8 protein-coding genes are annotated in these 11,298 nt (G+C 71.7%); 1 reads left to right on the top strand and 7 read right to left on the bottom strand.

All coding sequences use genetic code 11. From position 1 onward, the window contains the following. The 4 genes from FNH09_RS40325 to FNH09_RS40310 all read right to left on the bottom strand — a co-directional run. A partial coding sequence (locus FNH09_RS40325; RefSeq protein WP_162469822.1) for a flavodoxin-dependent (E)-4-hydroxy-3-methylbut-2-enyl-diphosphate synthase occupies window positions 1-228 on the bottom strand: 228 nt, incomplete at its 3' end. A gap of 169 nt (window positions 229-397) precedes the next feature. Next, the gene (locus FNH09_RS40320) at window positions 398-1,690 is read right to left on the bottom strand and encodes a M50 family metallopeptidase (RefSeq protein WP_202919861.1); all 1,293 of its coding nucleotides are present in this window, start codon (window positions 1,688-1,690) and stop codon (window positions 398-400) included. A gap of 8 nt (window positions 1,691-1,698) precedes the next feature. Next, window positions 1,699-2,985 (bottom strand): 1-deoxy-D-xylulose-5-phosphate reductoisomerase, encoded by a 1,287-nt coding sequence (gene dxr / locus FNH09_RS40315; protein ID WP_152894835.1) that lies wholly within the window; start codon window positions 2,983-2,985, stop codon window positions 1,699-1,701. Window positions 2,986-3,256: 271 nt separating this feature from the next. Then, window positions 3,257-5,188 (bottom strand): acyl-CoA dehydrogenase family protein, encoded by a 1,932-nt coding sequence (locus FNH09_RS40310; RefSeq protein WP_152894834.1) that lies wholly within the window; start codon window positions 5,186-5,188, stop codon window positions 3,257-3,259. Between the two features lie 380 nt (window positions 5,189-5,568). Here FNH09_RS40310 and FNH09_RS40305 point away from each other — a divergent pair, with 380 nt between their 5' ends. Then, window positions 5,569-6,582 (top strand): LacI family DNA-binding transcriptional regulator, encoded by a 1,014-nt coding sequence (locus FNH09_RS40305; RefSeq protein WP_152894833.1) that lies wholly within the window; start codon window positions 5,569-5,571, stop codon window positions 6,580-6,582. A 50-nt stretch (window positions 6,583-6,632) separates the two neighbouring features. On the opposite strand, the gene FNH09_RS40300 is transcribed toward FNH09_RS40305, so the two are convergent. The 3 genes from FNH09_RS40300 to FNH09_RS40290 all read right to left on the bottom strand — a co-directional run. Continuing rightward, entirely contained in the window at window positions 6,633-7,346 is a 714-nt protein-coding gene (locus FNH09_RS40300; RefSeq protein ID WP_152894832.1) for a glycoside hydrolase family 12 protein, read from the bottom strand. Window positions 7,347-7,382: 36 nt separating this feature from the next. Beyond that, window positions 7,383-9,608, bottom strand: a complete 2,226-nt coding sequence (locus tag FNH09_RS40295; protein ID WP_152894831.1) for a glycosyl hydrolase family 95 catalytic domain-containing protein — start codon at window positions 9,606-9,608, stop codon at window positions 7,383-7,385. Then, window positions 9,605-11,298: beta-galactosidase (locus FNH09_RS40290; RefSeq protein WP_152894830.1), on the bottom strand; the 1,694-nt coding region annotated here is incomplete at its 5' end. The genes FNH09_RS40295 and FNH09_RS40290, both read right to left, overlap by 4 nt.

Raw genomic sequence — 11,298 nt, 5'->3', positions numbered from 1 at the left:
GTCCTGCGTCGGACACGCCACCCGCACGATCTGACAGCCCGACGCCGTCAGCTCCGCGATCTGCTGCAACGTCGCCCCGATGTCCGACGTCCGCGTCGTCGTCATCGACTGCACCGACACCGGCGCGTCCCCGCCCACCGCGACGGACCCGACCTGGATCTGCCGGCTCTTGCGGCGCTCGGCGAGCCTGGTCGGAACGGACGGCATGCCGAGAGAAATCGCAGTCATCTGCTGTGCAACCCCAAGTCGTGGATCAAGGTCTGGTCCCGTGCTCAGCGGGCTCCGGGCTTCGAGATTACGACACCTGCCCCAGCCCGGGCACATCGCGCCCGTCAAACCCGCATAACGAATGACGGCCGGGAGCCAAGGGCTCCCGGCCGTCACGAACGCCGCATGACTAGGAAATTTTGACGGGGTTAACCACGTCGGCGATCAGGACGAGAATCGTGAAGCAGACGAAGATCCCGGCCACCACGTAGGCCACCGGCATCAGCTTCGCCACGTCGAACGGACCCGGGTCCGGCCGGCGCAGCACCTTCGCCGCCTGGCGGCGCAGCGACTCCCACAGCGCGCCCGCGATGTGCCCGCCGTCGAGCGGGAGCAGCGGGAGCATGTTGAACAGGAACAGCGAGAGGTTGAAGCCCGCGACCAACATCAGGGCCATCGCGAGCTGCTGGGTCGGCGGGATGTCGAGGGTGAAGATCTCACCGCCGACGCGGGCCGCGCCGACCACGCCCATCGGGGAGTCGGCGGCGCGCGGGGCGCCGTCGAAGGCCGCGTTCCACAGGGCCGGGATCTTGCCCGGCAGGCTCGCGATGGAGTCGACGGCCTCGCCGAGCCGGTCGCCCATCCAGGTCACGGACTCGCCGAGGTCCAGGCGTACGACGCCGGTGGCGGCGCTGAAGCCGAGGAAGCCCGCGGTGACGTACTGGCCCTCGACGATCTGACCGCTGGAGTCCTTCTTGGCGACCTGGTTCGTGGCGATCTTCGCGTGCAGGGAGACTTCCTGGCCCTTGCGCTCGACGATGATCGGCACGTCCTTGCCGGGGGTGGCGCGGATGAGGTCGGAGAGCTGGTTCCAGTCGTCCGTCTTCACCCCGTCGAAGGAGACGATCTTGTCGCCGGCCTTGAGGCCCGCCGCCGCGGCCGGGGAGGGCGCGTCGGTGTCCTTGCAGGTGTCACGGTTCTGGCTCTGCGCGATGACGCACGGCGAGACCGAGCTGACCAGGTTGGTCTGCTGGGTGATGCCGAAGCCCATCAGCACCGTGAGGAACAGCGCCACCGCCAGGACCAGGTTCATGAAGGGACCCGCGAACATCACGATGACCCTCTTCCACGGCTTGCGCGTGTAGAAGAGGCGGGTCTCGTCCCCCGGTTCGAGCTCCTCGAAGGCGGCGGAGCGGGCGTCCTCGATCATGCCGCGCCAGGGCGAGGTGGAGCGGGCCGAGATCCGGCCGTCCTCACCCGGCGGGAACATGCCGATCATGCGGATGTAGCCGCCGAACGGGACGGCCTTGACGCCGTACTCGGTCTCGCCCTTCTTCCGCGACCAGATGGTCGGGCCGAAGCCGACCATGTACTGCGGCACGCGGATCCCGAAGAGCTTGGCCGTGGAGAGATGCCCCAGCTCGTGCCAGGCGATCGAGACCAGCAGGCCGACCGCGAACACGACTATGCCGAGGATCATCATCAGGGTCGTCATGCACGCGCCTCCGCGGTCGCCGTCGTCGTCTGTGCTGTCAGTTCCCCGGCCCTGGCTCGCGCCCAGGCCTCCGCTTCGAGAACGTCGGACACGGTCAGTGAGGTTCCCTTGCGCGGCGTGCCGTGCTCCTCGACCACCCGTGTCACCGTCTCCATGATCCCGTTGAACGGCAGCGCGCCGTTCAGGAACGCTTCGACGCACTCCTCGTTCGCCGCATTGAACACTGCCGGAGCCGTGCCCGCGAGCTGCCCGACATGCCGGGCGAGCCCCACGGAGGGGAAGGCCTCACCGTCGAGCGGGAAGAACTCCCAGGTCGAAGCCTTGCTCCAGTCGAAGGCGGGGGCCGCGTCCGGTACCCGTTCGGGCCAGCCCAGACCGATGGCGATCGGCCCTCCCATGTCGGGGGGCGTCGCCTGGGCCAGGGTGGATCCGTCCGTGAACTCGACCATCGAGTGAACATACGACTGGGGATGCACGACGACCTCAATGCGGTCGAAGGGAATGTCGTAGAGCAGGTGCGCCTCGATGACTTCGAGCCCCTTGTTGACGAGGGTCGCCGAGTTGACCGTGATCACCGGGCCCATCGCCCAGGTGGGGTGGGCGAGGGCGTCCTGGACGGTGACGTTCGCCAGTTCCGCCTTGGTCCGGCCGCGGAAGGGGCCGCCGGAGGCGGTGACGACGAGCTTGCGTACATCGGCCCGGGTGCCGGCCGCCAGGGCCTGGAAGAGGGCCGCGTGCTCGGAGTCCACCGGGATGATCTGTCCGGGCTTGGCGAGCGCCTTGACCAGCGGGCCGCCGACGATGAGCGACTCCTTGTTGGCCAGCGCGAGGGTGCGGCCGGCCTCCAGGGCGGCGAGGGTCGGCGCGAGGCCGATGGATCCGGTGATGCCGTTGAGGACGGTGTGGCAGTCGGAGGCGGCGACCTGCGTGGCCGCGTCCGGGCCGGCGAGGATCTCGGGGAGCGGCTCGCCCGCCCCGTACCGGGCGGCGAGCGCCTCGCGCAGCGCGGGTACGGCGTCCTCGCGGGCCACGGCCACCGTGTGCACCCGCAGCCGGTGGGCCTGCTCGGCGAGCAGCTCGACCCTGCCGCCCGCGGCGGACAGGGCGGTGACGCGGAAGCGGTCCGGGTTGCGCAGGACGAGGTCGATGGCCTGGGTGCCGATCGAGCCGGTGGAGCCGAGGATCACCACGTCCTTGGGGCCGTCCCCCGCGACGGGGTCGAAGACGAGGTGCGGGTCGGCGAGCGGGGCCGGACTCACGCGGCCGGCGGGGCTTTCGGTCATTGCTCCATTGTGGCCCGGTCCGCGGCCGCGACCGACAGCGCGTCCTCGTCGCGGCGACGCGGACGGCTCCGAGTCCCCGGGCGCCCCCGGAACCCGCACGACTCCGACTCCCGGACATCTCCGGAACCCGCACGACTCCGAGGTCCCGGGCGTCCCGGGGACGCGGACGGCTCCGAATGCCCCAGCGCCCCCGGGATCCCTGGGGATCCCCGGGGGCGCCCGGGCCCATGCCCGTCGCACCTGGCGCCGGGCCGGGTGCGGCGGACTCCGGTCAGCGGATGGGGCGGTGGACGTTCTCCCGTTCGCTCGGCCCGGGTGTGGCGTCGGCGATCCAGGGGCCGTCTCCCGAGGGGTCGACGATGCCCTGCTCCAGCCATTCGTAGGTGCCCGCGAGGACGCCCTTGACGACCTTGCGGTCGATGTCGTCGGTGTTGGTCCACAGCCGGCCGAAGAGTTCCTCGACCCGGATGCGGGACTGGCGGCAGAAGGCGTCGGCCAGCTGGTAGGCCTCGCGGCCGTGGTCGCCCTGGCTGCGCAGCAGCTCGGCGCGGACGCAGGCGGCGCTCATCGCGAACAGCTCCGCGCCGATGTCGACGATCCTGCCCAGGAAGCCCTGCTTGGTCTCCATCCGGCCCTGCCAGCGGGACATGGCGTAGAACGTGGAGCGGGCCAGCTTGCGGGCGTGCCGTTCGACGTAGCGCAGATGGCCGGAGAGGTCGACCTCGCGTTTGAACTGGTTGTAGGAGGCGGGGAGCTGGCCGGGTCCCGCGACCAGTTTCGGGAGCCACTTGGCGTAGAAGACGCCCGCGTTCGCCCCGGCCTTCGCCTTGTCGGACAGGGACTTCTCCGGGTCGATCAGGTCGCCCGCGACCGACAGGTGCGCGTCGACCGCCTCGCGCGCGATCAGCAGGTGCATGATCTCCGTCGAGCCCTCGAAGATCCGGTTGATGCGCAGGTCGCGCAGCATCTGCTCGGCGGGGACGGGGCGTTCGCCGCGGGCCGCCAGCGAGGCGGCGGTCTCGAAGCCCCGGCCGCCGCGGATCTGGACCAGTTCGTCGGCCATGAGCCAGGACATCTCGGAGCCGTACAGCTTGGCGAGGGCGGCCTCGATGCGGATGTCGTTGCGGTCCTCGTCCGCCATCTGGGAAGAGAGGTCGACGACGGCCTCCAGGGCGAAGGTCGTGGCCGCGATGAAGCTGATCTTGGAGCCCACGGCCTCGTGGTGCGCGACCGGCTTGCCCCACTGCTCGCGTACGCCCGACCACTCGCGGGCGATCTTCAGACACCATTTGCCCGCGCCCACGCACATGGCAGGCAGGGAGAGCCGTCCGGTGTTCAGCGTGGTCAGTGCGATCTTGAGGCCGGCGCCCTCGGGGCCGATGCGGTGGGCGGCCGGGACGCGCACCCGGTGCAGTCGGGTGACCCCGTTCTCCAGGCCGCGCAGGCCCATGAAGGCGTTGCGGTTCTCGACGGTGACGCCCTCCGAGGCGGCCTCCACGACGAAGGCGGTGATACCGCCCTTGTGCCCCTCGGACTTGGGCACCCGGGCCATCACCACGAGGAGGTCGGCGACCACGCCGTTGGTCGTCCAGAGCTTCACGCCGTCGAGGATGTAGTCGTCGCCGTCCGGGACCGCGGTCGTGGCCAGCCGGGCGGGGTCGGAGCCGACGTCGGGTTCGGTCAGCAGGAAGGCGGAGATGTCGGTGCGGGCGCACCGCGGCAGGAAGGTGTCCTTCTGCTCCTGGGTGCCGAAGAGCTTCAGCGGCTGCGGCACGCCGATCGACTGGTGCGCGGAGAGCAGCGCGCCGATCGCCGGGTTCGCCGAGCCGACCAGGGCGAGGGCCTTGTTGTAGTAGACCTGGGTGAGGCCGAGGCCGCCGTACTTGGTATCGATCTTCATGCCGAGGGCGCCGAGCTCCTTGAGCCCGTCGATCACCTCGTCCGGGATCCGTGCGTCGCGCTCGATGCGGGCCGAGTCGATGCGGGTCTCGCAGAAGTCGCGGAGCTTGGCCAGGAACTCCTCGCCGCGTTGCGCGTCCTCGTCGGCGGGCAGGGGGTGGGGATGGATGAGGTCGAGCCGGAAGCGGCCCAGGAACAGTTCCTTGGCGAAGCTGGGCTTGCGCCAGTCCTGTTCCCGGGCGGCCTCCGCCACCTGACGTGCCTCACGCTCAGTGACAGTGGGTTTGCTGGTTGGTGCGGTCATGAGGCTCACCTCGCCGCGAATAGGGATCTTGGGGAACGTTCGCTACCGACCGGTGCTACTGGATCGTTGGTACCCGAATCCGGACCCGCCCACCAGCCCTCGTGCGCCGTTCAGTGGATGTCGGGCCCGCCCTCCGCCGCTCCCCCGTGCGGGTGACCGCCGCGGCCGTGAGAACCTTCCTGCTTCAGGGTCGGCGCGGCCCGCGGGGACGGCCGTCGCCGGACGGGCTCGCGCGGGGGTCGATGTCACAGGAAAAGCAGTCGAAGCGCTTCGACAACCTATGGACACCCATCCCCGCTGAAGCTACTGTCGAACCACCCTCACCCTTCCCTTACTCGTCACGCGCACTGTCGAAGCGCTTCAAAAGCTTGGAGAGCTGGATGGTCACCCTCGCCGAGGTCGCCCAGCACGCCGGAGTCTCGGCGAGCACGGTGAGCTATGTCCTCAGCGGCAAGCGGTCCATCTCCGCGACCACCCGGCTGCGGGTCGAGCAGAGCATCCGGGAACTCGGCTACCACCCCAACGCCGGTGCCCGCGCCCTGGCCAGCAGCAGGTCGAACATCATCGCGCTGATGGTCCCGCTGCGCACCGACATGTATGTGCCGGTGATGATGGAGATCGCCATCGCCGTGGCCACCACGGCCCGCATGCACGGGTACGACGTCCTGCTCCTCACCGGCGAGGAGGGACCCGACGCCGTCCGCCGCGTGACCGGCAGCGGGCTCGCCGACGCGATGATCCTCATGGACGTCCAGCTCGACGACGAGCGGCTGCCGCTGCTGCGCGGCTCCGGCCAGCCGTCCGTCCTGATCGGGCTGCCCGCCGACACCACCGGACTGACCTGCGTCGACCTGGACTGGAGCGCGACCGGAGCGCTGTGCGTGGAGCATCTGGCGAAGCTGGGGCATCACGACATCGCCGTCATCGGCGAGGCTCCCGCGGTGTACGAGCGGCACACCGGTTTCGCCGAGCGCACGCTCGACGGACTGCGCGTCCGGGCCCGGGAGCTGGGCCTGCGGGTGCTGCACCGGCCGTGCGAGGGCGGGTACGACGCGATGGCCGTGACCCTGGCCCGCATCCTCGACGAACGTCCGGGCACCACGGGGTTCGTCGTGCAGAACGAGTCGGCCGTCGAGCCGCTGCTCGCCCTGCTGCGCCAGCAGGGCCGTGCCGTGCCCGAGGACGTCTCGGTGGTCGCGATCTGCCCGGACCAGGTCGCCGTCCAGGCCTCGGTGCGGCTGACGTCCGTGGGCATCCCCGCTCCCGACATGGGCCGGTACGCCGTGGAGCGCCTGATCGCGACGCTCGAGGGGCGGGCGGCCGGTGAAGTGGTCCTGCTCGCGCCCGAGCTGACGGTCAGGGCGAGCTCGGGGCCGGCGCCCGCCGCGTCCTGAGACTGCCCCGGGGTGCCGGACCGCCCGGGGAGGCCGGCCCGGCACCGCGGTCAGCTGCCGCTGACGGTGAGGCTGTTGGCGGCGAAGTCCAGGCCGCCGGAGGACGAGGTGATCTCGAAGCCGAACTGCACGTCACCGATCGTCTCGTTGCCGAACCAGCCCTTGGTGTCCTTGATCCACTTGAGGATCGGCAGGATGTTGACGGTTCCCGAGGACGAGTTCGAGGTGCGCACGAACGAGAAGACGTCGTTGGCGCCGTTGTTGCCCTTGTAGACGGTCCAGGTGTGGCCGCCGAGCGTCAGGTTGCCCTGCGAGGTGCCGAGCGGTCCGACGGCGCCGGTCTTGTTGACCCAGAGCATGATCTCGTAGTCGTAGTCGGTGTCCCAGATGTCGTACGACGTGTTGTACGCGCCGGACGACGGGACGGTGACGTTGTAGCTGCTGGTCAGCGAGGTGAGCGAGGTGATCGACTTGTTGATCACCTTCTTGGAGTTGGGGTAGGCCTTGATGCCCCCGGTGTTGGGGTGGTTGGCCCAGACGCCCCAGTTGGTGCCGGAGTTGGCCCAGATGCACTGGCTGCCGGCGCCGGAGCCCCAGATGTCGTTGTAGAGCGTGTAGCCGTTCAGGGTGGTGCTGCCCCACTGGTCGCAGGAGGACCAGACGGCGGCGGAGGCGGGCGCCGCGGCGAGGCCGACGGTGGCGCCGAGCGCGAGGGCGGGGGCGAGCAGGGCCATGACGGCCCGGACGGGCGTGCGTATTGCCATGGTGTCCCTTCCATGGGTGGGGGGAGGTGCGTGGGGTCACCACGTCCTCAGGGTGAGGACGTGCTCTTCTCCGGCGACGAGGTCGAGCGGCCGCGCGCCGCCGGAAGTCCTGAGTTCGACGCGCCGGGTGCGGGTCGGCCGCAGCACGGCCGTGGCGCCCTCGGGGCTCCAGGTCAGGTCGAGTCCGGCGCCGAACCGGGTGCGCACGCCGCGCAGTTCGCCCGCCGGACGGTCGGCCGGGAGCGCGGGCAGCAGCACCAGCCGGTCGGGGGTGGACTGCACGAGCATCTCGATCAGCACCGCGGGCAGGGTGTGCGCGGCGTCGGCGTTGTAGACGTTGCGGGCGGGGTAGTGGGCGCTCATCAGGGAGTCGTGGAAGTAGTCGCCGCCGAGCACGTCGGCGAGCGCGTGCGCGACCCGGTCGGCGTCCCGCAGCCGGGCGGCGATCAGCGCGTGGTGCAGGCGGCCGTGCGCCGAGTCGTTCTCGGTGCCGCGCAGGGCCAGGGCGCGGTGGGCGGCGGCGGCCAGGTCCGGGGTGTCGTAGGGGTTGATCTCGTCGAGCGGCCAGACGCCGTACAGATGGCTGAGGTGGCGGTGGTCGTAAGTGTCGTCGAGTCCGGGGCGGGCCCATTCGGCGAGCGCGCCGTCGGCGTTGACCCGGTGCGCGGGCAGCCGGCCGGCGAGGGCGTGCAGCCGGTCGGCGTGTTCGGGGTGGTAGGCGGCCGCGGTCAGCAGGGCGTGCCGTGCGGCGGAGAGGTCCATGGCCGCGTCGAGAGCGCCCCAGCTCCCGCCCGCGGGCCGGTTCTCCGGTGAGTAGGACGGCACTACGACGAGTCGGCCCCCGTCGTCGGTGCGGGTGAGGAAGTCCTCGTAGAACAGGGCGGTCTCGGCGAGTGCGGCGGCGGTGCGCGGGTCACGGGTGCCTTGGCTCTCGTCGTGGTCGACGAGCGGCTTGAGCAGCCAGTCCGCTCCGGCGGTCCACAGGTGCAGCGGGTACTCGCGGCTGAAGTGGTACGAGAGCCCGGACTCGCCGTCGGTGTGCGCGGGCGCCACGACGCCCCGGGCGCCGAAGACCGCGCGGGCGTTCTCGCGCCAGTCCGGCAGCTGCCGTTGCACCAGGGCTGCCTGCGCCTCGGTGACCTCGGGCAGGTCGGCGGGGACGGCGGAGGCGGTCTGGAGGTTGAGGTTGGCGTCGGTGGTGAGGGCTCCGGACCAGGCGGTGTCCCAGTCGCCGGTCCACAGGCCGGTGAGGCGGGGCGGCAGCAGGCCGGACGCGGACAGCAGGTGGTAGCGGCCGGCCGCGAAGAGCCGTTCCAGGAGGGCCGGGTTTCCGGGCTGCCGCAGCAGTGCTGAGCCCGGCAGGGCGCGGTCGGCCGGGTCGGCGCGCAGGTCGAGGGTGACACGGCGGTAGGCGGTGCGATGGTGGGCGAGGTGGCGGGCCAGCAGGTCCGGGTAGGGCTGTGCGGTGAGCAGGGCGCGCAGGGCGCCGGCCTCCTCGGCGGTGTCCGGCTCGCCGGTGTGCCGCCGTACCCGGGTCAGCAGCAGCACCGAGGCGGCGCCCTCGATGCGGACGCCCGGCGGGGTGAGGGTGGTGCGGCCGCCCTCGACGGCCACCAGGGTCAGCCCGGTGTAGGCGCGGTCGCTGCCGGGGTAGCGGACGCGCAGGGTGAGCAGGGCGCCCTCGGGGGTGCGGACGGCGCCGTGGCCGACGGCCAGGCCCGCGGGCGCGCCGGGCAGCCGGTGGTCGAGGGAGACGTCCTGGGTGAGGTCCGGGGCGGTGACGTACTGGACGATCACGTCGTCCGCGCGGGAGACGAAGACACGGCTGGTCCGGCCGTCGGCGTGGGCAGTCGCCTCGCCGGTGGCGAAGTCGACGGCACGGCGGTACGGGTCCGATGCCGCCCGGCCGCGGGTCCGGGGACGGGGGCGGGGGTCGCCGGAGGCGCGCAGTTCGGTGTGGAAGGCGGGGTGGAACGGCTGCACCCATTGCAGGGGCCGTCCGTCGGTGAAGCTCTCGGCGGCCGTGAGGTCGCCGGCCAGCAACCGGGCCTGGAGTGCGGGCAGTTCGGCGGCCAGTTCGGGGGGCCTGGCGTGTTCGCCGCCGTTGGGGCGGACCAGGGCGTGATGGGTGACGACGACACGGTCGACGTTCGGGTCGCCGAACACGAGTGCGCCGTGGTGGCCGTTGCCGCTCAGGAAGGCGTCCTCCCAGCGGGCGGCCGGGGCGCGCTCCCAGGTGCCGTGGACGGGACCGGACGTCATGGCTTGAGCACCGCCGCTCCGTAGCGGCCGAGGGTGAGCCGGCCGGTGACCGTCTCCCCGGTCAGCAGGTCCCGTTGGGTGCCCGGGACGTCGACGGTGACCGGGTCGCGCCCGTGGTGGAGCAGGAACAGCAGCTCGCCGCGGCGCACGGCCTCGACCCCGGCGGGCAGTCCGGCCAGCACCGGCCGGACCCCGGCGTCGTCGGCGACGACACTGAGCAGACCGCGCAGCGCGTCCGGCTCGGGCAGCGTCGAGACGTACCAGGCGCGGCCGCGGCGCAGGACCGCGGGCATTCCGTCGAGTTCGCCGCCCTGGTAGGGGACCGTCTCGCTGACGTCGTCGGCCGCCTCGATCTCCTCCGACCACAGCGTGCCCAGGAAGCCGTCGCACGCGACGGTCTCCCCCGCGTCGAGCGGCCACCACTCGTGCAGGACGCGGATGCCGAACAGGGTGCGCAGCCGGGCGTCCATGCCGCCGGGGCGCACCCGGTCGTCCTCGTCGGCGACGCCGGTCAGGAACCCGGCGACGAGGGTGCCGCCGCCGTCGACGTAGGCGAGGAGGTTGTCGATCGCCGCGTCGGTGAGGAGGTGGAGCTGGGGTACGACGACCAGGGCGTAGCCGGTCAGGTCGTGCTCGGGGTGGGCGAAGTCGGTGGCGACGTTGGCCTCCCACAGGGCCCGGTGCCAGGCGCCGAGGACGGCGGCCGGGTCGACCTCGGCGGAGGGGCGGCCCTCCTGGACGCCCGCCCACCAGGCGTTCCAGTCGTGCAGAACGGCCACCTCGGCACGGCTGTGGCGGCCCGCCACCTCGGCGCCGATCAGGGCGAGTTCGGCGCCGAGCTGTCTGATCTCCTGGTGGGACCTGCCTTCCTCGCCGGCGTGGCCGAGCATGGCGGAGTGGTACTTCTCCGCGCCCTGCCGGGACTGGCGCCACTGGAAGTAGCAGACGGCGTCCGCGCCGCGGGCCACGGCCTGGAGCGACCACAGCCGGTTGAGTCCGCGCGGCTTGGGACGGTTCACCCGGCGCCAGCTGACCGCGCCCGCCGCCTGTTCCATCAGCATCCAGGGGCCGTTCGCCTGGGACCGGGTCAGGTCCTGGACCAGGGCGCCGTGCTGGGCGCCGAGGGGGTCGCCTGGGTCGGGGTAGAGGTCGACGGAGACGACGTCCTCCTGCCCGGCCCAGCGCCAGCCGTCCTGGCCGATCCACAGCGGCATGAAGTTGGTGGTGACGGGGATGTGCGGGGTGTGCCGGGCGACGATGTCGCGTTCGGCGATGTAGCACTCCAGGAGCATGTCGGAGGTGAAGCGCCGGAAGTCGAGCACCTGGGCGGGGTTGTTCAGGTAGTGGGCGCGGCGCGGGGGCAGGATGCCGTCCCAGGTGTCGTAGCCCTGGCTCCAGAAGGCGGTGCCCCAGGCGGTGTTGAGGGCGTCGAGGCTGCCGTACCGGGTGCGCAGCCAGCGGCGGAAGGCGGCGGCGGCCTCGTCGCCGTGGTCGGTGGTGCAGTACTCGTTGTTGATGTGCCACAGGGTGAGGGCGGGATGGCCGGCGTAGCGGGCGGCCAGGTCCTCGGTGATGGCGGCGGCGTAGTGCCGGTAGGTGGCGCTGGAGTGGGAGAAGTGCTGGCGGCCGCCCCACCACTCGGTCCGGCCGTCGGCGTCGCGGGGCAGGGTCTGTCTCTTATAGACATCTT

Origin of the sequence: Streptomyces adustus (assembly GCF_009377175.1) — a bacterium.
Classification (GTDB): Bacteria; Actinomycetota; Actinomycetes; order Streptomycetales; family Streptomycetaceae; genus Streptomyces; species Streptomyces adustus.
This window is presented reverse-complemented; position numbering and strand designations above follow the sequence as displayed.